Here is a 19,501-nt window from a genome sequence, read left to right as displayed (position 1 = left end):
GCTCCCCACCGTGCGGGCCGGTGCCGTGGACGGGGGAGCCGTGGGTGCCGGTGCCGTGGGTGCCGGGGCCGTGGTGGTCACCGCAGCTCCAGGGCCGTCTGGCCGATGCGGATCGGCTGGCCCGGGGACACCAGCAGCGGACCCTGCACGCGCTGCTGGTCCAGGTAGGTGCCGTTCGTGGAGCCGAGGTCCTCGACGTACCACTGCCCGCCGCGGTTGGTCAGCCGCGCGTGCCGCGAGCTGGCGAAGTCGTCGGTCAGGACCAGGGTGGAGTCGTCCGCGCGGCCGATGAGGATCGGCTGCTCACCGAGGGTGATCTTGGTGCCGTTCAGCGGGCCGGCGGTGACGACCAGCGTCCGGGGGCCGCGGCCCTTCTTGCGGCCGGCCGCGGCCGCTCGGGGTGGCACCGACGCGACCCGGCCGGCCCGGCCGCCGAACAGGTCGGCCCGGACCACCCGGAACGCCGCGAAGACGAACAGCCACAGCAGCAGGAGGAAGCCGAAGCGGAAGATCTGCAGCACGATCTCGGCGGTCATCGCTCGATCCGCTTCACGCGCCGTCCTGTCGGTAGACCAGCACGGAGTGGCCGATGCGGATGACGTCGCCGTCGGAGAGCGCCTGACGGGTGATCCGCCGGCCGTTGACCAGCGTCCCGTTGGTCGAGCCGAGGTCCTCGGCGACCGCCGTCCCGTCGTCGAGGACGACGTCGACGTGCTTGCGGCTGACCCCGGTGTCGGGCAGCCGGATGTCGGCGTCGGTGCCACGGCCGATGACGTTGCGGCCGGTGGTCAGCTCGTGCCGGGTGCCCGGGCCGTCGACCACCAGGACGTGGGTGACGCCCGGCCGGGTGCCGGCTCGGCCCACGAGCGACGGCGTCTGCCGACCGGTGTCGGTGGGGACCCGCCCGCGCAGCGGGGGCAGCGGCGGCACCACCCCGCCGCCGGTACCCGGCGGGGCGGGCTCGTCCAGCCGGGTGTCCGGGCGGGCCGGGTCGGCGACGTGCGAGCTGACCTCGAACACGCCGGTGGTCAGGTCGTCGTCCCGCTGCAGGCGGACCTGCACCCGGTCGAAGACCTGGTAGCCCTCGGTCTCGATGTGCTCGGCGACCATGTCGGCCAGCTGGGCGGCCAGCTGCTCGGACCACTCGGCCAGGTGGTCGTAGTCGGTGGGGCCGAGCCGGACGTCGTAGACGTTGGGGGCCAGCACCCGACCCTCGCCCACCACCGCGCGCTGCTCGTCGGCCTCGCGGGTCAGCGCCTTGGCGATCTCGGCCGGGTGCACCTTGCCCTTGAACAGCCGGGCGAAGGCCAGCCCGACCATGCCCTCCAGCCGCCGCTCGAAGCGCTGCAGCACACCCACAGTCGCTCCCTCGGTTCGCGTGGACGTCCGATCCGCCTGACGTTGATCGTAGCCGGGCGCGCAGCCGGGGACCGGGGAGCAACGCACTTCGCCCCGCCCCGCGCCGCCCGCCGACGCGGCCCGACCGACCCCTCCGCAGCGGTCCGCCGGGTGCTGCTACTGTCGTTGCTCGCCAGGGCAAGTGGCGGAATGGCAGACGCGCACGGTTCAGGTCCGTGTGTCCGGAAGGACGTGGGGGTTCAACTCCCCCCTTGCCCACCCGAGTCGTCCACGAAGGTCGTCCACGAAGGCGAGCCGCCCACGGAGCGACGTGGACGTCGATGCGTCGACGGCCTGGGACGCCGCCTCCACCTCGCCGGGTGCCGCTCGCGCGCTGGCCGGCCCCTGTGGCCGTCGGCGAGGTCGACAGGCCACGGCGGAGGGTTGCGCGCGGCCGATCGCCTCCGCCCGCGCACGTTCACTCGCCCCCGTCCGCGTCCTCGGTGTCGTTGCTGCGCGAGAGGTCGACCAGGCGTCGCAGGCAGTGGTCGCGCAGCGGCTCGGGGAAGTCGGCCGCCAACCGGTAGTAAACGACCCGGCCCTCCTTGCGGGTGGTGACCAGCCCGGCGGTGCGCAGCAGCCGCAGGCCGTAGCCGACCGCGTCGATCGTGGCGCCCAGCGCCAGCGCGATGTCCCCGACGCACAACTCCTCCACCAGGTCCAGGGCGTAGAGGATGCGCGCCCGGATCGGGTCGGCGAGCAGGCTCAGCGTGCCCGCCAGCCGGCTCGCGTCCTCCGCGCCCAGACCCCGCGCCCGGGCGTGCTCGACCCGCTCCGGATCGACCGGGTGGTCGTGCCCGGCCATCGCCGTGGGCTGCTCCCGCGACCCGGTCACGACCGCACCTCCCACCCCAGACACCCGTGTGATCGCACGGATATCCAGACGGTACCCGGGGTAGGGGGCGACCACTGGCGCACCGTGCCGCCGGCACCGGGCCGTCGGCCGCCGACCCAGGAGGAGGACCCATGACCGTCGTCGCCCAGATGCTCGACACGTACCCGAAGGACCTCGGCGGGGTCGACCGGGAGAGGTTGCGGGCCTGCATCGAGGCGTGCATCGAGTGCGCCCAGGCGTGCACGGCCTGCGCCGACGCCTGCCTGAGCGAGGACACGGTCGCCGAGTTGACCACGTGCATCCGCACCAACCTCGACTGCGCCGACGTCTGCGACGCCACCGGCCGGGTGCTGTCGCGGCACACCGGCTACGACGCCAACCTCACCCGGGCGGTGCTGGACGCCTGCGCCGCGGCCTGCACGGCGTGCGGAGACGAGTGCGAGCAGCACGCCTCGATGCACGAGCACTGCCGTGTCTGCGCCGAGGCGTGCCGTCGCTGCGGGCAGGCGTGCCGCGACCTGCTCACCAGCCTGGGCTGACCGGGCGGGCACGGTGGTGGCGGAGGCCACCACCGTGCCCGCCCGTGCGGGCGAGCGGTGGGGGCAAGGAGGTCCTGCTGCGAAGGGTGGGGAGGACGGGGTCCTCTCTCACGCCGTTCCGGCGGTCTCCTGCAGGAACGCCGCGGAGTCGTAGTACGTGCGGACGCCGGTGAGCCCGTCGTCGTCCCCCTCGATCACCGTGACCCCGTTGTAGGTGATCGGCCGGCCAGCGGAGAGGGTGCCGGTGGAGGTCCACTCCAGCGCGGCGCTGCCCTCTCCGACGGTGGTGTGCGTGAACGTCGTCTCGATGTCGTCGAAGACGTTGCGGTAGTCCTCCCAGAAGCGCTGCGCGCCGTCCCGGCCGCGGGCCTCCTTGCGCTCGTCCAGCTTGACCAGCACGGTGTCGTCGCCGGCCAGCTCCACCAGCGGACCGGTGTCCCGGTCGGCGTCCAGGCGGTGCAGGGCCTCGGTGAAGCGTTCGGTCATGGAGTGCATCGCGGGTCCTCCGCTCGTGCGGTCACGGACCCCGGCACGTACCCGCCCGCCGGCGGCGACACCCACCTGGTGCGCAGCGATCAGGGCAGCTGGCGGCGCCCGTCGTCGCGCCGGCCGCCGGTGAGCGTCTGGGCGAGCAGCACCGCCCCCCACGGTCCGATCACCCAGATCGGCCAGAAGTAGGTCAGGTCGCCGGAGGCGATCGAGGTGGTGAGCCAGACGGCGAGCACGATGGCGGCCACGCCCGCCCAGTTGCGCCAGGCCGCCAGCTGGGACGGCCCGCCGGCCCAGCCGCCCCACCCCCCGGCCGAGCAGACGCCGCCGTGGGCGGAGGGCGCGGGGGTCGGCTGGGGCCGGCGGGCGACCGGACGCGGCAGGTCGGCGGTCAGCTGCTCCAGCTCGCCGTAGGTGCGGGCGGCGTAGACGCGGGCCAGCCGCTCGTCGTACTCGGCGACGGTGAGCCGCCCGGCGCTCATGTGCTCACCGAGGACGGTGGCGACGGCGGCGCGGTCGGTGTCGGCGGCGCGCAGGTGCGGCTCGGGCATCGGGACCTCTCCTGGGATCGGGTGGACCCAGTCTCGTCCGCGGCCTGCGCAGGGTCCACTGACGAACGTCACGCTCTGCACGTGCGGATGTGCACGGCCCTCGGCCTCAGCCCGTGGCCGGGACCGCCTCCCGGGCCAGGTGCCGGCCGATCACCATGCGCTGGATCTGGTTGGTGCCCTCGAAGATCTGCATGACCTTGGCCTCGCGCATGTAGCGCTCGGCGGGGTGGTCGCGGGTGTAGCCGGCGCCGCCGAGCACCTGGACGGCGTCGGTGGTCACCTTCATCGCCGCGTCGGTGGCCACCAGCTTGGCGATGCTGGCCTGGCGCGAGTACGGCTTGCCGGCGTCCCTGCGGCGGGCGGCGACCAGGTAGGTGGCCCGGGCGGACTCGACCGCGGCGGCCATGTCGGCGAGCAGGAAGGCCACGCCCTGGTGGTCGGCGATCCGCCTGCCGAAGGTCTCCCGCTCGAGCGCGTAGCGCACCGCGACGTCGAGCGCGGACTGGGCCAGGCCGACCGCCACCGCGCTGACGCCGAGGCGCCCGGAGTCCAGCGCGGCCAGCGCGATGGTCAGCCCGCGGCCGCGATCGCCGACCAGCCGGTCGGCCGGGACGTGGACGTCGTCGAGCCGGATGGCCGCGGTGGTGGACGCGGTCAGCCCCATCTTCTCCTCGGGCCTGGCGGCGGTGAGGCCGGGCAGGTCGGGGGTGAGGTGGAAGCAGGAGATGGCTCCTCGTCCCCCGTCCGCGTCGTCGTCCGCTGTCCGGAGGAAGGTCGAGTAGAAGTCGGCGTGCCCGCCGTGGGTGACCCAGGCCTTCTCGCCGTTGGCGACCCAGCCGTCGTCGGTGGCCCCCTCTCCCGTGGCCTTGGCGGTCGCGCGCATGGCCGCGGGGTCGGACCCCGCGTGCGCCTCGGACAGGCAGTAGGCGCCCAGCAGCTGCCCGCCGACCATCTCCGGCAGCAGGTCGCGCCGCTGTGCCTCGGTGCCGAACCGGTCGATGGGGAAGCAGGTCAGGGTGTGCACGCTGACGCCGAGGGCGACGCTGGCCCAGCGGGCGGCGAGTTCCTCGACGACCTGCAGGTACACCTCGTACGGCTGCCCGCCGCCGCCGACGTCCTCCCCGAAGGGCAGGCCGAGCAGGCCGGCCTCGCCGAGGGTGCGGAACACCTCGCGGGGGAAGCGCTCCTCGCGCTCGTACTGCGCGGCCCGGGGTGCGAGCTCGGCGTCGGCGATCTCGCGGGTCAGGGCGAGGAGGTCGGCGGCCTCCTGGGTGGACAGTTCGCGGTCGACCGGCACGGCCATCCCTCCCGTGGGAACAGTACCGAGAACGGTACCGCAGTACTGTCGCCCGTCCAGGCGGCTGCTGGGACCCCGGAGGTGTCATGACGACGACCGTTCCGCCGTCCGACGTCGGGGGTGCGCGGCTGACCCGCCGGCAGGCCGAGCTGCTCGACCAGCTGGAGGAGTTGTTCCTGGCCGAGGGGTTCGCGGGCTTCACCCTCGAGGACCTCGCCGTCCGGCTGCGCTGCTCCAAGAGCACTCTCTACGCGCTGGCCGGGAGCAAGGAGCAGCTGGCCGTCCGGGTGATCCGGCACTTCTTCCGCAAGGCCACCGCCGCCGTGGAGGCCGGGACGGCGACCGAGGAGGACCCGGCGCTGCGTGTGACGGCCTACCTGACCGCCGTCGCCCGGGCGCTCGCGCCGGCGAGCCCGGCCTTCCACCGGGACCTGGACGCCTTCCCGCCGGGCCGGGCGGTCTACGAGCACAACACCGCGCGGGCCGCCGAGCGGGTGCGCGAGCTGATCGGCGAGGGCGTGGCGCAGGGACGGTTCCGGGAGGTGCACCCGGCGCTGGTCGCCGACACGGTGACCACGCTGGTGTTCCGCATCGGCCGCGGGGACACCGCCCGCGCCACCGGGCTGGACGACGCGACCGCCTACCGCGAGCTCGCCGCCCTGCTGCTGCACGGGATCTCGCTGGTCGGACGCGAGGGTCAGGCGCCGCGCGACTCGGCCACCCGGCGCATCCAGTAGCGGAACCAGTCGGGGCCGTACGGGACGTACACGCGGGTCGGGATCCCACGTCGGGCCAGCTCGTCGAGGACGGCGGGGCGGACGCCGAGCAACTGCTCGACCGGTACGGGACCGTGCTGGAGCAGCAGGGCCTCCTGCAGCCGGCGGTCGTGGGTGGCCGCCGACCAGGGGACGCCCGACCGTGCCAGCCGCGCTGCCAGGTGCAGGTAGGCGACGTCGGTGGGCTCCCCGTGGGGATGCGTGCCCGTCGGGTCCAGGTAGGCGCCCTTGACCAGCCGGACGTGCACGCCGGTGCCGGCCAGGGCGTCGACGTCACCGGGGGACCGTTCCAGGTTGGCCTGGACCGTCGCGCCCAGACGGCCGGCGAGCCCCCGATCCGCGACGGCCAGGACGCACCCCAGGACGGCGTCGGTGCGGCCGGCGTCCTCCGCGCCCACCTGCACCCTCCGCTCTGCGGGGAGGGCTGCGGCGATCGCCGCGAGCCGGTCCGCGGTGCCGACCGGGTCGACGTCCAGGGCGAGATGGGTGAGGTCCACCGACAGCCACGTGTCCGACGGCGGGGGTGGCAGCGCTGCGGCGAGCCGGCGGTAGTCGTCGACGACCCGGTCGCCCACCTCGGGGGTGCGGACCAGCTCACCGAACAGGTCCACGCTCGCCCCGTGACCGCGGTGCAGCACCTCGGCGGTGGTGGCCAGCGCCTCGTCACGGGTGCGGCCGGCGACGTAGCGGCGGGCGGCCCGCCACGTCCCGGCCTCGCCACCGGGGAGCGTGCGGACGGCTCGTTCGAAGCGCTCACTGGTGGCGAGCCGGAAGAGCACCGCACGGTCGATCCCCATGCGCGCAGCCTGTCAGGCCGTCCCGTCGCTCGGACGGCACGCGGTGACCCGTCCCGGGAAGCGGTCGTCTCCGGTCCGGCGGGTGTCCACCTCGCGACACACCCTCGTCGAGCCGCCACCCACCGGAGTGCGCCGGCCCGCCGGCGCCGTCGGTGTCTGCACGGTGTGGTGGGGTGGGCGCATGAGGAGCGGTGCGTGGCCGGCGACGGAGCCGACGGAGGTCGAGATCACCGCAGGCGCGGCCCGGCTGGCCGTCGACCTGCGCGGCGGCGGGCTGCGGTCGCTGACCGCCGGCGACCGCGAGCTCCTCGACGGCTACCCCGCCGGCACGGTGCCCGGCGGCCGCCGCGGCGGGGTGCTGCTGCCCTGGCCCAACCGGCTGCGGCAGGGCCGGTGGACCTGGCGGGGCCGGCAGCTGCAGCTGGAGCTGGCCGGGCCGGACAAGCCCAACGCGATGCACGGCCTGGTCAGCTGGCAGCCGTGGGCGGTGCTCGAGCAGGCCGACGACGCCGTCACCGTCGGCACCGTCGTCGAGGCCCGCTCCGGCTACCCGTTCCGCCTGGCCGCCGCCCTCGACTACGCGGTGCAGCCCACGCGGCTCGCCGTCACGCTGCGGGTGCGCAACGCGGGCGCCGAACCGGCTCCGTTCGGCGCCGGCCTGCACCCCTACCTCGCGGTGGGCGCCGACACCGACGGCGCGATCGCCGACGCCGAGCTGGACCTGCCCGCCCGCACCGAGCTGGTCGTCGACAGCGGCGGCCTGCCCACCGGCGAGCGGCGTCCCTTCGACGGCGCCGTCGGCCGCATCGGCGACCGCTCCCTCGACACCCCGCTCACCGACCTCGACCGCGACGCCGACGGCTGGGCCCGGGTCCGGCTGCACGCCCCCGCGCTCGGCACCCTCGAGCTCGCCGTCGACCGCGCCTGGCCGTGGCTGCAGGTCTACACCGGCGACACCCTCCCCGAGGGGCAGCGCCGGCGCAGCGTCGCCGTCGAGCCGATGACCTGTCCGCCCAACGCCCTCGCCGACGACGTCGACCTCGTCGTCCTCGACCCGGGCGCCGACTGGGCCGGCACCTGGACCCTGGCCTGGGAGGTCTGACGTGCAGGTCGCGGAGCTGTGGCGGTACCCGGTCAAGTCGCTGCAGGGCGAGCGCCTGGCCAGCGCCGAAGTCGGCCCAGAGGGGCTGGCCGGGGACCGGCAGTGGGCGCTGTTCGACGTCGACACCGGGCTCGGGCTCACCGCCCGACGGGTGCCGGACCTGCTGTTCGCCTCCGGTCGGCTGCGGCCCGACGGCGACGTGCAGATCACCCTGCCGGACGGGTCCGTCACGTCGGACGACGCCGTCCTGTCCGCCTGGCTGGGCCGGCGAGTGACCCTGCGGGCCGCGGCGGACGCGCCCGGTGACCGGCGCTACGAGAACCCGGCCGAGGTGGCCGAGGACGGCGAGTACGACTGGGACGCCTTCACCGGCGCCCGCGGCGCCTTCCACGACAGCTCCCGCATCCGCGTCTCGCTGGTCTCCGCCGGCACGCTGGGCACCTGGGACCGGCGGCGGTTCCGCTCGAACGTCGTCCTCACCGGGGAGGGTGAGGACGGGCTGGTCGGGCAGCGGCTGCGGCTGGGCGGGGCCGAGCTGGACGTGGTCAAGCAGGTGGCGCGCTGCGTCATGGTCACCCGCCCGCAGCCCGGCGGCATCGGCCGGGACACCTCGGTGCTGCGGACGGTGCACCGGGAGCGCGGCGGCACGGTGGCGATCGGGGCGCTGGTGGTGCGCCCGGGCGCCGTGGCGGTGGGCGACGAGCTGACCGCCGTCGGGGGGCGGTGAGCTGCCGTGCGCACCGTCGAGCTGCGTCCCGGGGAGGACGCCATCCGCCTGGGCCAGCTGCTCAAGCTGGTCGACGCCGTCCCGACCGGCGCCCAGGTGAAGGACGTGCTGCTCACCGGCGCGGTGCGGGTCAACGGCGAGCCCGAGGAGCGGCGCGGCCGGCAGGTCCGCCGCGGGGACGTCGTGCAGATCGAGGGCATGGAGGACCTGCGCGTCGGCTGACGGGCGTTCCACGTGGAACGCGTCTGCCAGGCTGACCCCATGACTCCGCCACGGCCCGCTCCCGGGCCCCGCCGCGAGCGTGCGAGGGGTGGGGAGGAGGGGGTCCTTCCTCTGTCGGCCCGGCTGCAGGGCTTCGGGACGACGGTCTTCGCCGAGATGAGCGCGCTCGCCGTCGCCACCGGGTCGATCAACCTGGGGCAGGGCTTCCCGGACTACCCCGGCCCACCGGAGGTGCTCGACGCCGCCCGCACCGCGATCGGCACCGCGCACGACCAGTACCCGCCGGGGCCGGGGATCCCCGAGCTGCGGGAGGCGGTCGCCGACCACGTGCAGCGCTTCGGCGGGCACGGCTACGACCCGGCCGGCGAGGTGCTGGTCACCGCGGGCGCCACCGAGGCGCTCAGTGCCGCGCTGCTGGCGCTGCTCGAGCCCGGCGACGAGGTCGTCCTCTTCGAGCCGATGTACGACAGCTACGCCGCGGGCATCGCGATGGCCGGCGGCGTCGCCCGGCCGGTGCCCCTGCGGCCTCCGGCGTCCGGCGCCGGGCCGTGGACCTTCGACGTCGCCGAGCTGCGCGCCGCGGTCACCCCGCGGGCCCGGCTGCTGCTGCTCAACACCCCGCACAACCCGACCGGCAAGGTCTTTCGCCGCACCGAGCTGGGCACCCTGGCCGCCCTGGCCATGGAGCACGAGCTGCTGGTGCTCACCGACGAGGTCTACGAGCACCTGGTCTTCACCGGTGCCCGGCACACCTCCATCGCGACGTTCCCGGGCATGCGCGAGCGCACCCTCGTCGTCAGCAGCGCGGGGAAGACGTTCAACGTGACCGGCTGGAAGGTCGGCTGGGTCTGCGGCCCGGCGCCGCTGGTCGCCGCCGTCCGCACCGCCAAGCAGTTCCTCACCTACGTCAACGGCGGGCCGTTCCAGCCGGCCGTCGCCGTCGGGCTGCGGCTGCCCGACGAGTACTTCGCCGGCATCGCCCGCGACCTCGAGTACCGCCGCGACGTGCTGGTGCAGGGGCTGACCGCGGCCGGGCTGCCGGTGGTGTGCCCGGAGGCGACGTACTTCGCCACGGTCGACGTCCGCCCGGTGCAGCCCGACGGCGACGGCCTGGCGTTCTGCCGGTCGCTGCCCGAGCGCGCCGGGGTGGTCGCCATCCCGACCGTGGTGTTCCACTCCCCGCAGAACGCGCACCTCGGCCGGCACCTGGTGCGGTTCGCGTTCTGCAAGGGCGACGCCGTGCTGGGTGAGGCCGTGGAGCGACTGGGGAGGATGGGCCGATGAGGATCGCGGCGGTCCAGCACGACATCGTCTGGGAGGACCGGGCGGCCAACTTCGCCCGGCTCGCCCCGCAGGTGGCCCGCGCCGCCGGGGCCGGGGCCGAGCTGGTGCTGCTCAGCGAGACCTTCTCGACCGGGTTCACCATGACGCCGGGCATCGGCGAGCCCGAGGGCGGGCCGTCGTCGCGGTTCCTGCAGGAGCAGGCCGCCGAGCACGGCGTCTGGGTGGCCGGCAGCTGCCCAGAGGTCGCACCGGACGGCGAGCTGCCGCACAACTCGATGGTCCTGGCCGGCCCCGACGGCACGGTGCACCGCTACCGCAAGCTGCACCCGTTCACCCACGGCGGCGAGCACGAGCGCTTCCGGGCCGGCGAGAAGCCGCTGACCGTGGAGATCGGGGACTTGAGGGTCACCCCGTTCATCTGCTACGACCTGCGCTTCGCCGACGTCTTCTGGGCCGCCGCCCTCGACACCGACGTCTACCTGGTCCCCGCCAACTGGCCGGCCGCCCGCCGGCACCACTGGCAGACGCTGCTGCAGGCGCGGGCGATCGAGAACCAGGCCTACGTCGTGGGCTGCAACCGGGTGGGCGTCGCCGGCGACGGCACCGAGCACGCCGGGGACAGCCGCATCGTCGACCCGATGGGGGAGCTGCTGGCCACCGCGGCCGGGGTGGAGACGGTCGTGGTCGCCGACGTCGAGGCCGCGGAGGTCACCGCCGTCCGCGACCGGTACCGGTTCCTGCCCGACCGGCGGAGCTGAGCGGTAGGAGGACCCCCTCCCCACCCGGGAAGGACCCCCTCCCCGCCCTGGAAGGACCCCCTCCCCGCCCACCGCTCGCACGCTCGTGGCGGGGCCCTGGGAGGGGGCCACGGCGGGGCCCTGGGAGAGGGCCACGCTCGGGGAGGCCGAGGAGGGGGTGGCGCACAGATCCCGTCTGGTCAGCGGGTGCGGTCCTCGTCGACGTCGACCGCGATCTCCTCGCGGCGCACCTGCTCGGTGACCTGCTGCTGCTCCCGGACCACCTCGGTGTACAGCCGCACCCGCTCCACCGGGACCGCCTCGACCGAGACCACCGGCCGCTCGGCGTGCAGGACGATCTCCTCCGGCAGGCCGCCCGAGGTCGCCGCACCGCCCAGCGACCCACCCGCCCCCGCGTCGAGGGGCACCTCCTCGACCCGGATCTCCTCCCGGCGGATCGGGACGGTGACCTGGACCTCCTCGGTGACGACGTACTTCACCACGCGCACCCGCTTGACCGGGACCCGCTCGGTGCCCACCCGCAGCTGCTCCTCGCTGCGCGTCATGGCGTCGTCCGACGGGGCCGCCGCCGGTGCGGCGGCAGCGGTGCCCTGGACGGCGGTGGTGTCCTGGACGGCGGTGGTGTCCTGGACGGCCGGGTCCGTGCCGGTGGCCGTCTCCAGGCCGTAGTGCCGGCGCAGCAGCGCCTCGTCGTCGGGGTCGAGGTGCTGGTCGGAGACGTCCGGCGCGGTGCGGACGACCTCCTTGGTCACCGGCAGGTGCACGTTGCCGTCGCTGAACGTGGCCTGGGAGGCGGGGACGACGGAGTGGCGGGTCCCGAACAGGCCGGTGGACACCGCCACCCAGGTCGCTGCCCCGGTGCGGTCGTCGGTGAAGAAGTGCTCGACCGTGCCGATCTTCTCGCCGTCCGGACCGTAGGCGGTGCTCCCGATCGCCGCGGCCAGCTCTCGTTCGCTCAACATCGGGTCGGCTCCCCTCATCCGGGGGTCCGCACGACAGACCCCTCTCGGCACGAGCGTGCCCAGCCGTGAGCTCCGACGAACATGGCGCCGGACGGCGTGCGACGGCGTGCTGACCAGCCGCTGCCTGCCCTACCGTGATCGAGTGTGAGCACCGAGCACGTGGAGATCGAGCGGAAGTTCGAGGCCGAGGAGTCCTTCGCCCTGCCCGACCTCGGCGACCTCGCCGCCGTCGCCGCTCCGGAGGAGCAGACGCTCGAGGCCACCTACTACGACACCCCCGACCTGCGGCTGCTGCGCTCGCGGGTGACGCTGCGCCGGCGTACCGGCGGCGCCGACGCCGGCTGGCACGTCAAGCTGCCCGCCTCGGCCGGCGCCCGCCGGGAGCTGCACCAGCCACCCGGGCGTGCGGCCCGCACGGCGCCGAAGGCCGTCGTCGCCCCCGTCCTCGGCCTGCTCGGCACCGCCACCACGGCGCCGGTGGCCACCATCCGCACCCGTCGCCTGGTGCACCGGCTCCTGGACGACGCCGGTCGCGTGCTGGCCGAGGTGGCCGACGACGCCGTCCTCGGCACCGCGCTGCCTCCCGACCCCGGCGAGCCGGCCACGGTGACCAGCTGGCGGGAGGTCGAGGTCGAGCTGGTCGACGGCGACGAGGCGCTGCTGGACGCCGTCACCGAGCGTCTGGTCGCGGCCGGGGCGCGGGTGTCCACCGTCCCGTCGAAGGTCGGCCGGGTGCTCGACGGGCGGCTGCCGGCGCCGGCGGCTCCCGCTGACACCCCGTCCGACGAACCCGCTCCGGGGAAGAAGGGCAGGAAGGCCCCGGTCCGCTCGGCCGGCGACGTCGTCCTCGGTGCGGTGGCGACCCAGCTCACCGCGCTGCGCAGAGCCGACCTGGCGGTGCGCACCGGACAGCCCGAGGGCGTCCACGACCTGCGCGTGGCCTGCCGCCGGCTGCGCAGCATCCTCGCCGCGTTCCGCCCCGTCCTCGCGCGCGAGCACACCGACCCGCTGCGCGACGAGCTGCGGTGGGTGGGCGCGCAGCTGTCCGGCGCGCGGGACACCGAGGTGGCGCTGGAGCACCTGCGCGAGCTCGTGGCCGCCCAGCCGCCCGAGCTCGTCCTCGGCCCGGTCGCCACCCGGCTGCAGCAGACCGAGGCCAGGGACCACCAGGCCGGCGGCCGCCGGGTCACCCGCACCCTCACCGACCGGCGCTACCTGCAGCTGCTCGACGCCCTCGACGCCCTGCTCGCCGACCCGCCGGTGACCGAGCTCGCCGCCGCCCCGGCGCACCCACAGCTGGCCGACGCCGTCCGCCGCACCGGCAAGCGGCTGCGCCGGACGGTCCGGACCGCTCGGGAGGCCGAGGGCGCCGACCGGCACGCCGCCCTGCACGAGGTCCGCAAGGCCGCCAAGCGGGTGCGTTACACCGCCGAGGTCGCCGAGTCGGAGTTCGGGGAGCCCGCCGCCGCGCTCGTCGCGTGCACGAAGCGGGTGCAGGACGTGCTGGGCGCCGCCCAGGACACCGTTGTCACCCGGGACACCACCGTCCGCGTGGGCCGGGCCGCCTTCGCCGCGGGGGAGAACGCCTGGACCTACGGTCGGCTGCACGGCCTGGAGGAGGCCCGCGCCGACGCGGCCGAGGCGGAGTTCTGGACCCTGGAACCCGACCTGCGCCGCGCGGTCAAGGCGGTCGCCTCGCTAGCCTGAGGGAGCCCCCGCTCCTGCCGGGTCCCGCCGCCGGCCCCGTCCCGGGCACCGCCCTGAGCTTGTGGAGGATGGGTAGGACGGGGTCCTTCCATGGTGGGGCAAGGAGGTCCTCCCGCTGTCCCTGATCGGCCTCCTGGGGTTCGCCACCGTCGTCCTGCTCGCGCTGGTGCTGCTGCACGGCTACCTGTGGTGGCGGCTGGTCCGCAGCACCACCCGGCGCGGGCGGGCACGCCGGCTGCTGAGCGCGCTGACCGTCGTCCTCGCCGTCCTCCCGGCCGCCGCGGTGGTGCTGCGCGGGGACGTCTCCCCGGCGACCCGAGCGCTGGACTGGATCGGCTTCACCTGGCTGGGGACGGCCTTCTACGCGTTCCTCGCGCTGCTGGTCCTCGAGCCGGTTCGTCTGCTCCTGTGGCGGTGGACCCGCCGCAGCCCGGACCCGGAGCCGACCGCGGTCCCGACGGTCGCAGCCGACGCCGTCGTCCCGAGTGGGTCCCGGAGGGCTCCGCGCGACGGGGGGACGGCAGACCGCGGTGCTGTCCGGCGGGACGGCGATGTCCCGGCCACGGCCTCCCGCCGGCTGTTCCTCGCCCGCGGGCTCGCCGTCACCGCGGGGGCGGTCGCGCTGGGGACGGCCGGCACCGGCGTGTACCTGGCCAACGCCGCCCCCGTCGTCCGCCGGGTGCCGATCGTCCTGCCGGGGCTGGACCCGGCCCTGGACGGCCTGCGGATCGTCACCTTCTCCGACGGCCACCTGTCCGCCACCTACGGCGGACGGCGGTTCGAGCGGCTGGTCGACATGGTCAACGCCCAGCGGCCGGACGTCGTGGCGATCGTCGGCGACCTGGTCGACGGCGACGTCGCCGACCTGCGGGAGGAGGTCGCCCCGCTCGCCGACCTGGTGAGCAGGCAGGGCGTCTACTTCGTCACCGGCAACCACGAGTACTTCGTCGACACGGCCGCGTGGCTCGCGCACCTGCCCACGCTCGGCGTCCGGGTGCTGCGCAACGAGCGGGTGCCGATCTCGCGCGGTGGCGCCTCGTTCGACCTCGCCGGCATCGACGACCGGACGGCGGCCGGCTCGGGCGTGCCCGGCCACGGCGCCGACCTCGACGCCGCGCTCGACGGCCGCGACGACGCCGTCCCGGTGGTGCTGCTGGCCCACCAACCGGTGATGGTGGAGCAGGCGCACGCCGCGGGGGTGGGCCTGCAGCTGTCCGGCCACACGCACGGCGGGCAGCTGTGGCCCTTCGACTACGCGGTGCGCCTGGACCAGCCGGCCGTGCAGGGGCTGTCCCGGGTGGGGAGGACCCAGCTCTACGTCACCACCGGCGCCGGCTTCTGGGGCCCGCCGATGCGGATCGGGGCCCGCCCCGAGATCGCCGTCGTCGAGCTGCGCGCGCCCTGACGCGGCCCCCTCGAGGGCACCGCCCCGAGCGGAGCGAGGGGTGGGGAGGAGGGGGTCCTCTCTCAGAGCCCGCGCAGGGCGTCCATGACCTCCCGGGCGACCTCCTCCAGCGGCCGTTCTCCGTCGGACTCCGCCCACCGCAGCAGGGCCTGCGTGTAGGCGGCGAGGTGGGCGGTGACCACCACCTGCGCCGCAGGGGAGCCCCCGCTCCCGCCCAGGCCCAGGGAGTCGAGGAACATCTGCGCGGTCGTCCGCTCGAACTCGGCTGCCCGGTAGCGCAGCCCGGGTGTGGTCACGACGATCCGCCACCGGGCCAGGACGTCGGAGCGCCGCTCGCCCTCGAGCCCGCCGACGACGGTGAGCAGCGCCCGGCGCACCCGCTCGCCGAGCGGGAGGTCGGCCGGCTGCCGTGCGAGCAGGGCGTCCACGTCGCCGGGTTCCGGCAGCGCCATGACCAGGTGCTCCTTGCCGGGGAAGTGGTCGTAGAACGTCGGGACCGACACCCCCGCCGCGGCCGCGATCTCGCCGGTGGTCACCTTCTCGTAGCCCCGCTCCTCGAACAGCTGCAGCGCCGCGCGGTAGATGCGCCGGCGGGTCTGCGCACGACGGCGGGCACGGTGGTCCGGCGACACGCTCTGCTGCCTCCCCTCCCCGGGCGCGCCGGCCGGGGACGGCGGCGCGACGGTGGGCTGCGGCGTCCCTTCGGTCACACCTGCCATGTCCTCGGAGCGGACGTCGGGACGCCGCCACATGATGTGTGGTCGTCGGCGGATCCGCGCGTCGAGCCCGCGCCGGTCGGCCGCCCGGCCGGGTGGGACAGACGTCTGAGATGACCAGACGTCTACCGTGTCCAGTACCTTTGCCGTCGTGACCAGCGCCGTGTCGGGACCGAAGTACCTCTCGGTCCGCGAGCACCTGCGCCGCCGGGTGTCCGCGTTGCCCGAGCACACCCTGCTGCCCCCCGAGCCGGTGCTGTGCACGGAGTACGGGGTCAGCCGGATCACCCTGCGCCGGGCCGTCGACGGGCTGGTGGCCGACGGCCACCTGGTGCGCGAGCAGGGACGGGGCACCTACGTGACCCGCCCGGCGATCCGCCACGAGTACCGCGAGAGCTTCGTGCACCGCATCGCCGGCTGGAGCTCGGTGATGACCGAGCAAGGCGCGCAGGTCGGCACCACCGTGCTCACCCAGCGGATCGTCCCGGTCCAGCCGCCGGTCGCCGCCGAGCTGGGCCTCGAAGCGGCGACCGACGTCGTCGAGCTGGTCCGGCTGCGCAGCGTCGACGGCGCGCCCAACCACGTCGCGCACAGCTTCCTGCCCGTGGACCGCTACCCGAAGGCGGCGGTGGCCGACCTCAGCGAGGGCTCCCTGTACGAGTTCCTGCGCCGGGAGTACTCCGCCGACCTCGCGCACGCCCGGATCGTCGTCGACGTCGGCACCGCGGCCCCGGACGAGGCCGAGCTGCTGCGCGTGGTCGCCGGCTCCCCGCTGCTGGTCGTCCGGACGACGGTCCGCGACAGCGGCGGCCACCCCCTGGTGCACAGCTTCTCCCGCCTGCGGCCCGACGTCAGCCAGGTCGAGTTCGAGGTCTCCGTCGGCGGTCGGTGACGAAGGACCCCCTGCCCCCCGCCGCTCGCGAGCTCGCGCCAGGCCCCGTTCAGAGGCTCGCCGCGAGCTTGCGAGCGGTGAGGGGGACGGGGTCCTTCCACCTGCAGGGGGGCCGCCCGCGGCGGTCTACCGTCGGGAGCGCCGCCGTCCCCAGCTCCCGGAGGTCCGATGCCCCAGCCGGTCAGCGCCAGCGGCACCCGCGAGGTGCCCTCCGACCGGGCCCGGGTGTGGGAGGCGCTCGCGGTCATCGCCCCGTACTGCGCGGTGTGCGACGTCTCCTACCTGGTGGACGGCGCCGGCGCGCCCGGCCGGGGCACCCGGTTCGTCTGCGTGCCCGGCCACCTGGACGACGGTGCCGAGCCGCCGACCGGCGCGGCGCAGGGCGAGATCGTCGAGTGGGAGCCGCGCCGGCGGGTCACCACCCGGTTGGAGCTGGTCCCCGAGACCTGGACGACGACGATCGAGCTGGCCGACGCCGGACCGGGCGCCACCCGGGTGACCATCACCGTGACCCACGAGCCGCGTACCGGTGGCCGGCTGGCCCGGCGGCTGGTGCGCAGCGGCGTGCGGCAGCTGGTGCGCCGCACGGTGGACGGCGAGCTCGACAGGCTCCCCCAGCACGTCGACCAGCTGCCGGCGGGCTGACCTCACCTGATCCGGGGACCGGTAGGTGTGCCGGGGTGATCTTGGGGTATCGGCCATCCCGGCCGGGGTACCGTCGGGGGCGCCCCGCGAGTGCAAGGGAGAAAACCGTGCAGATCCTCGGTCTCATCGTGGTCGGCCTGATCATCGGGGCGCTGGCGCGCCTGATCAAGCCGGGCAAGCAGCGGCTGAGCATCCTCGCCACGCTGCTGCTGGGCATCGTCGGCGCACTGATCGGTGGCGTGATCGCCAGCTGGCTCGGAACCGGGAACATCTTCGAGCTCAACGTGCTCGGCTTCATCGTCGCCGTCATCGCCGCCGTGCTGCTGATCGGCGTCGCCGAGGGCCTGTCGGGCGGCCGCAACCGCGCCGTCCGCTGATCCGCGGCACCCGGGGGGCTCAGAGCTCGACCGAGTCCCCCGGGGCCAGCCGGGAGAACGGCGTCGGCGTGCCCGGGCCCCGCTCACCCAGCAGGCCGGTGACGGTCTTCAGGCCGGCGTCGTTGAGCATCCCGTCGTGGACGGCGTACGCCTGGTCGGCGTCCACGGCCCGGACGTAGTCGATGAGTTCGGCGGTCTTCGACCACGGGGCGTGCATGGGCAGGAGCAGCGTGCTCACCGGCTCGCTGGGCACGGTCAGGGCATCGCCCGGGTGGAACACCGTGCCGTCGACCAGGAAACCGATGTTGGGGATCCGTGGGATCTCCGGGTGGATAACCGCGTGCAGCTCGCCGTGCACGTGGACGTCGAAGCCGGCGACGGTCACCGCGTCGCCGTCCCCCAGCACGTGCACCCGCCCGGCCGGGCCGTCGAGCTGCTTCGCCACCGAGCCGTTGGTCCACACCTCGAGGCCGGGGTCGGCGTCCAGCGCCGCGCGCAGCACGTCCGGCGCGAGGTGGTCGGGGTGCTCGTGGGTCACCAGGACCGCGCTGGCGCCGGTCAGCGCCGCCGGGTCGGTGTAGACGCCGGGGTCGATGACCAGCCGCCGCTCACCCTCGCTGAGGACGACGCAGGCGTGGCCGTGCTTGGTCAGCTCCATGACCGCATCCTGCCCCCGCCGGCGCCGGCTCACCCATGAGGGGGAGGGCGCCGCTGCCGGCTCTGTGCCGCGGGCGCCGGCGTGCCGACGACTCGGTCCATGCGCACCTCCGCCCTCGCTTCGGCCCCCGCCCTCGCTTCCGCCCCCGCCCTCGTCGCCGCCCGCAGCCGCGCCCACGGTCCGACCACCGCGCTCTGGCACGCCGTCGAGGTGCACCGCCCGACCGCCGAGGTCGACGGCGCCTGCGAGCTCACCGTCTGTGGTTCCCTGGCCCGGATCGACGTCGACCAGCCCTGGCCGACGCCGACCCGCGACGTCTGCCCGGCCTGCGCCGTCCTGACCCGGTGAGGACCCCCGGCCCCCTTGCAGGGTCCCGCCACGAGCGTGCGAGCGGTGGGGGGCAAGGGGTTCCTTGCTCCACCCTTCGGAGGCTCAAGGTGGGGCCGGGGACAGGGCCCGGCGGGGGCCTTCTTCAGTGCCCGGTGAACCGCGGCGTGCGCTTCTCCAGGAACGCCTCGACCGCCTCGCGGTGGTCGGCGGTGCGGCCCAGCTCGGTCTGCAGCCGGGCCTCCAGGGCCAGGGTGTCCTCGAGCGAGTCGGTGGCCGCGGTGGCCAGCACGGTCTTGATCGCCCGATAGGCGGCGGTGGGGCCGGCGGCCAGCCGGGCGCCCAGCACCTGCGCCTCGGGCAGCACCCGCTCGGGCTCGACGACCCGGTGCACCAGCCCCCACGAGGCGGCGGACTCGGCCAGGAACGGCTCGGGCAGCAGCAGCAGCTCGGCGGCCCGGGAGCCGCCGACGCAGTGCACCAACCGGGAGGCCAGCCCCGAGTCACTGGACAGCCCGATGCCGGCGAACGCGGTCGTGAACTTGGCGCCGGCCGCGGCCACCCGCAGGTCTCCGGCGAGCGCGAGGCCCAGACCGGCCCCGGCGCAGGCCCCGTTGACCCCCACGACCACCGGCACCCGCAGCGCGGCCAACGCCAGCACCAGCGGGTTGTACTCCTCCTCGACCACCGCCAGCGACGTCGCGGCGTCCCCCCGCAGGGCCTCGACGTGCTGGCCGAGGTCCTGGCCCACGCAGAAGGCCCGTCCGGTGCCGGTGAGCACGACCGCCCGCACCGACTCGTCGGCGCCCACCTGCCGGACGACGTCGGTCAGCTCGCGGCGCGACTCGTGGGTGAGCCCCGCGCGCAGCATGGTGATCGTGGCGACCCCGCCGACGTCCTCGCGGGTCACGGTCTCGGGCACGATCGCCACCTCACTCTCTCTCGTCGTCCTGGCTCGCCGCAGCGCGTCCTGGCTCACCGCAGAGGGTCCTGGCTCACGGTCGACGGTGAGCCAGGACCCTGCACGACCAGCTCAG

24 protein-coding genes and 1 tRNA gene are annotated in these 19,501 nt (G+C 75.2%); 14 read left to right on the top strand and 11 right to left on the bottom strand.

Annotated elements, in window-relative coordinates; all coding sequences use genetic code 11:
* Positions 1-77 precede the first annotated feature (77 nt).
* Positions 78-536 (bottom strand): FHA domain-containing protein, encoded by a 459-nt coding sequence (locus DQ238_RS07265; RefSeq protein ID WP_113780627.1) that lies wholly within the window; start codon positions 534-536, stop codon positions 78-80.
* Positions 537-549: 13 nt separating this feature from the next.
* On the bottom strand, positions 550-1,359 hold the full coding sequence (locus DQ238_RS07260; protein ID WP_113780626.1) for a DUF3662 and FHA domain-containing protein: 810 nt from the start codon (positions 1,357-1,359) through the stop codon (positions 550-552).
* Positions 1,360-1,534: 175 nt separating this feature from the next.
* Here DQ238_RS07260 and DQ238_RS07255 point away from each other — a divergent pair.
* A tRNA-Leu gene (locus tag DQ238_RS07255) sits at positions 1,535-1,617 on the top strand.
* A gap of 199 nt (positions 1,618-1,816) precedes the next feature.
* Here the strand turns inward: DQ238_RS07255 and DQ238_RS07250 are convergent.
* The gene (locus tag DQ238_RS07250; RefSeq protein WP_233495788.1) at positions 1,817-2,233 is read right to left on the bottom strand and encodes a metalloregulator ArsR/SmtB family transcription factor; all 417 of its coding nucleotides are present in this window, start codon (positions 2,231-2,233) and stop codon (positions 1,817-1,819) included.
* 131 nt (positions 2,234-2,364) lie between these two features.
* Here DQ238_RS07250 and DQ238_RS07245 point away from each other — a divergent pair, with 131 nt between their 5' ends.
* Entirely contained in the window at positions 2,365-2,772 is a 408-nt protein-coding gene (locus tag DQ238_RS07245) for a four-helix bundle copper-binding protein (RefSeq protein ID WP_113780625.1), read from the top strand.
* Positions 2,773-2,880: 108 nt separating this feature from the next.
* Here the strand turns inward: DQ238_RS07245 and DQ238_RS07240 are convergent, their stop codons facing one another.
* From DQ238_RS07240 to DQ238_RS07230, 3 genes are all read right to left on the bottom strand, one after another.
* A complete protein-coding gene (locus DQ238_RS07240) occupies positions 2,881-3,267 on the bottom strand; it encodes a nuclear transport factor 2 family protein (protein WP_113780624.1) in 387 nt (128 codons plus the stop codon).
* Positions 3,268-3,347: 80 nt separating this feature from the next.
* Positions 3,348-3,812 (bottom strand): DUF1707 domain-containing protein, encoded by a 465-nt coding sequence (locus DQ238_RS07235; RefSeq protein WP_113780623.1) that lies wholly within the window; start codon positions 3,810-3,812, stop codon positions 3,348-3,350.
* A 106-nt stretch (positions 3,813-3,918) separates the two neighbouring features.
* Entirely contained in the window at positions 3,919-5,115 is a 1,197-nt protein-coding gene (locus tag DQ238_RS07230; RefSeq protein WP_199506183.1) for an acyl-CoA dehydrogenase family protein, read from the bottom strand.
* A gap of 80 nt (positions 5,116-5,195) precedes the next feature.
* On the opposite strand from DQ238_RS07230, the gene DQ238_RS07225 reads away from it, so the two are divergent.
* Positions 5,196-5,846 (top strand): TetR/AcrR family transcriptional regulator, encoded by a 651-nt coding sequence (locus DQ238_RS07225; protein WP_113780622.1) that lies wholly within the window; start codon positions 5,196-5,198, stop codon positions 5,844-5,846.
* Here DQ238_RS07225 and DQ238_RS07220 read toward each other — a convergent pair.
* Complete coding sequence (locus DQ238_RS07220) at positions 5,807-6,682, bottom strand: proline dehydrogenase family protein (protein WP_113780621.1); 876 nt, start codon at positions 6,680-6,682, stop codon at positions 5,807-5,809. The two genes, DQ238_RS07225 and DQ238_RS07220, sit on opposite strands and share 40 nt — an antisense overlap.
* A 181-nt stretch (positions 6,683-6,863) precedes the next feature.
* On the opposite strand from DQ238_RS07220, the gene DQ238_RS07215 reads away from it, so the two are divergent.
* Genes DQ238_RS07215 through DQ238_RS07195 form a run of 5 tightly spaced genes read left to right on the top strand, consistent with a single transcriptional unit; the run spans position 6,864 to position 10,775 of the window.
* The gene (locus tag DQ238_RS07215; protein WP_199506182.1) at positions 6,864-7,784 is read left to right on the top strand and encodes an aldose 1-epimerase family protein; all 921 of its coding nucleotides are present in this window, start codon (positions 6,864-6,866) and stop codon (positions 7,782-7,784) included.
* A gap of 1 nt (position 7,785) precedes the next feature.
* Positions 7,786-8,511, top strand: coding sequence for an MOSC domain-containing protein (locus DQ238_RS07210; RefSeq protein ID WP_113780620.1), 726 nt, complete (start codon positions 7,786-7,788; stop codon positions 8,509-8,511).
* 6 nt (positions 8,512-8,517) lie between these two features.
* Positions 8,518-8,733 carry an RNA-binding S4 domain-containing protein gene (locus DQ238_RS07205; protein ID WP_199506181.1) on the top strand — a complete coding sequence of 72 codons (216 nt, stop codon included), beginning with the start codon at positions 8,518-8,520 and terminating at the stop codon, positions 8,731-8,733.
* Positions 8,734-8,772: 39 nt separating this feature from the next.
* On the top strand, positions 8,773-10,017 hold the full coding sequence (locus DQ238_RS07200; RefSeq protein WP_233495787.1) for a pyridoxal phosphate-dependent aminotransferase: 1,245 nt from the start codon (positions 8,773-8,775) through the stop codon (positions 10,015-10,017).
* Positions 10,014-10,775: a carbon-nitrogen family hydrolase gene (locus DQ238_RS07195; RefSeq protein ID WP_113780619.1), complete on the top strand. Its 762-nt coding sequence runs from the start codon at positions 10,014-10,016 to the stop codon at positions 10,773-10,775. Before DQ238_RS07200 ends, DQ238_RS07195 begins: the two co-directional genes overlap by 4 nt.
* 179 nt (positions 10,776-10,954) lie before the next feature.
* Here the strand turns inward: DQ238_RS07195 and DQ238_RS07190 are convergent, their stop codons facing one another.
* A complete protein-coding gene (locus DQ238_RS07190) occupies positions 10,955-11,737 on the bottom strand; it encodes a PRC and DUF2382 domain-containing protein (protein ID WP_113780618.1) in 783 nt (260 codons plus the stop codon).
* A gap of 144 nt (positions 11,738-11,881) precedes the next feature.
* Here DQ238_RS07190 and DQ238_RS07185 point away from each other — a divergent pair, with 144 nt between their 5' ends.
* Positions 11,882-13,444: a CYTH and CHAD domain-containing protein gene (locus DQ238_RS07185; RefSeq protein ID WP_113780617.1), complete on the top strand. Its 1,563-nt coding sequence runs from the start codon at positions 11,882-11,884 to the stop codon at positions 13,442-13,444.
* 166 nt (positions 13,445-13,610) lie between these two features.
* Positions 13,611-14,849, top strand: coding sequence for a metallophosphoesterase (locus tag DQ238_RS07180; RefSeq protein WP_233495786.1), 1,239 nt, complete (start codon positions 13,611-13,613; stop codon positions 14,847-14,849).
* A 62-nt stretch (positions 14,850-14,911) separates the two neighbouring features.
* On the opposite strand, the gene DQ238_RS07175 is transcribed toward DQ238_RS07180, so the two are convergent.
* Positions 14,912-15,559 (bottom strand): TetR/AcrR family transcriptional regulator, encoded by a 648-nt coding sequence (locus DQ238_RS07175; RefSeq protein ID WP_158550727.1) that lies wholly within the window; start codon positions 15,557-15,559, stop codon positions 14,912-14,914.
* A gap of 157 nt (positions 15,560-15,716) precedes the next feature.
* Here DQ238_RS07175 and DQ238_RS07170 point away from each other — a divergent pair, with 157 nt between their 5' ends.
* The 3 genes from DQ238_RS07170 (at position 15,717) to DQ238_RS07160 (ending at position 17,479) form a co-directional block, all read left to right on the top strand.
* Positions 15,717-16,457, top strand: coding sequence for a GntR family transcriptional regulator (locus DQ238_RS07170; RefSeq protein ID WP_233495785.1), 741 nt, complete (start codon positions 15,717-15,719; stop codon positions 16,455-16,457).
* Between the two features lie 168 nt (positions 16,458-16,625).
* Positions 16,626-17,102 carry an SRPBCC domain-containing protein gene (locus DQ238_RS07165; RefSeq protein WP_113780614.1) on the top strand — a complete coding sequence of 159 codons (477 nt, stop codon included), beginning with the start codon at positions 16,626-16,628 and terminating at the stop codon, positions 17,100-17,102.
* A 107-nt stretch (positions 17,103-17,209) separates the two neighbouring features.
* Positions 17,210-17,479: a GlsB/YeaQ/YmgE family stress response membrane protein gene (locus DQ238_RS07160; protein WP_199506180.1), complete on the top strand. Its 270-nt coding sequence runs from the start codon at positions 17,210-17,212 to the stop codon at positions 17,477-17,479.
* Between the two features lie 19 nt (positions 17,480-17,498).
* On the opposite strand, the gene DQ238_RS07155 is transcribed toward DQ238_RS07160, so the two are convergent.
* Positions 17,499-18,137, bottom strand: a complete 639-nt coding sequence (locus tag DQ238_RS07155; protein ID WP_113780613.1) for an MBL fold metallo-hydrolase — start codon at positions 18,135-18,137, stop codon at positions 17,499-17,501.
* A 99-nt stretch (positions 18,138-18,236) separates the two neighbouring features.
* Here DQ238_RS07155 and DQ238_RS07150 point away from each other — a divergent pair, with 99 nt between their 5' ends.
* Positions 18,237-18,485, top strand: a complete 249-nt coding sequence (locus DQ238_RS07150; protein WP_113780612.1) for a hypothetical protein — start codon at positions 18,237-18,239, stop codon at positions 18,483-18,485.
* Positions 18,486-18,609: 124 nt separating this feature from the next.
* Here DQ238_RS07150 and DQ238_RS07145 read toward each other — a convergent pair whose 3' ends face one another.
* Positions 18,610-19,386, bottom strand: a complete 777-nt coding sequence (locus tag DQ238_RS07145) for an enoyl-CoA hydratase-related protein (RefSeq protein WP_113780749.1) — start codon at positions 19,384-19,386, stop codon at positions 18,610-18,612.
* Positions 19,387-19,501 lie beyond the last annotated feature (115 nt).

It is taken from the genome of Geodermatophilus sp. TF02-6, from assembly GCF_003319115.1.
Lineage (GTDB): Bacteria > Actinomycetota > Actinomycetes > Mycobacteriales > Geodermatophilaceae > Geodermatophilus.
The sequence above is the reverse complement of the archived record's forward strand: the minus strand, read 5'-3'. Positions and strand labels throughout refer to the sequence as shown.

Coding starts and splice junctions, on each gene's coding strand:
- DQ238_RS07265 (WP_113780627.1), bottom strand. CDS start 536: ATGACCGCCGAGATCGTGCTGCAGATCTTCCGCTTCGGCTTCCTCCTG.
- DQ238_RS07245 (WP_113780625.1), top strand. CDS start 2,365: ATGACCGTCGTCGCCCAGATGCTCGACACGTACCCGAAGGACCTCGGC.
- DQ238_RS07240 (WP_113780624.1), bottom strand. CDS start 3,267: ATGCACTCCATGACCGAACGCTTCACCGAGGCCCTGCACCGCCTGGAC.
- DQ238_RS07235 (WP_113780623.1), bottom strand. CDS start 3,812: ATGCCCGAGCCGCACCTGCGCGCCGCCGACACCGACCGCGCCGCCGTC.
- DQ238_RS07230 (WP_199506183.1), bottom strand. CDS start 5,115: ATGGCCGTGCCGGTCGACCGCGAACTGTCCACCCAGGAGGCCGCCGAC.
- DQ238_RS07225 (WP_113780622.1), top strand. CDS start 5,196: ATGACGACGACCGTTCCGCCGTCCGACGTCGGGGGTGCGCGGCTGACC.
- DQ238_RS07220 (WP_113780621.1), bottom strand. CDS start 6,682: ATGGGGATCGACCGTGCGGTGCTCTTCCGGCTCGCCACCAGTGAGCGC.
- DQ238_RS07215 (WP_199506182.1), top strand. CDS start 6,864: ATGAGGAGCGGTGCGTGGCCGGCGACGGAGCCGACGGAGGTCGAGATC.
- DQ238_RS07200 (WP_233495787.1), top strand. CDS start 8,773: ATGACTCCGCCACGGCCCGCTCCCGGGCCCCGCCGCGAGCGTGCGAGG.
- DQ238_RS07195 (WP_113780619.1), top strand. CDS start 10,014: ATGAGGATCGCGGCGGTCCAGCACGACATCGTCTGGGAGGACCGGGCG.
- DQ238_RS07190 (WP_113780618.1), bottom strand. CDS start 11,737: ATGTTGAGCGAACGAGAGCTGGCCGCGGCGATCGGGAGCACCGCCTAC.
- DQ238_RS07165 (WP_113780614.1), top strand. CDS start 16,626: ATGCCCCAGCCGGTCAGCGCCAGCGGCACCCGCGAGGTGCCCTCCGAC.
- DQ238_RS07155 (WP_113780613.1), bottom strand. CDS start 18,137: ATGGAGCTGACCAAGCACGGCCACGCCTGCGTCGTCCTCAGCGAGGGT.
- DQ238_RS07150 (WP_113780612.1), top strand. CDS start 18,237: ATGCGCACCTCCGCCCTCGCTTCGGCCCCCGCCCTCGCTTCCGCCCCC.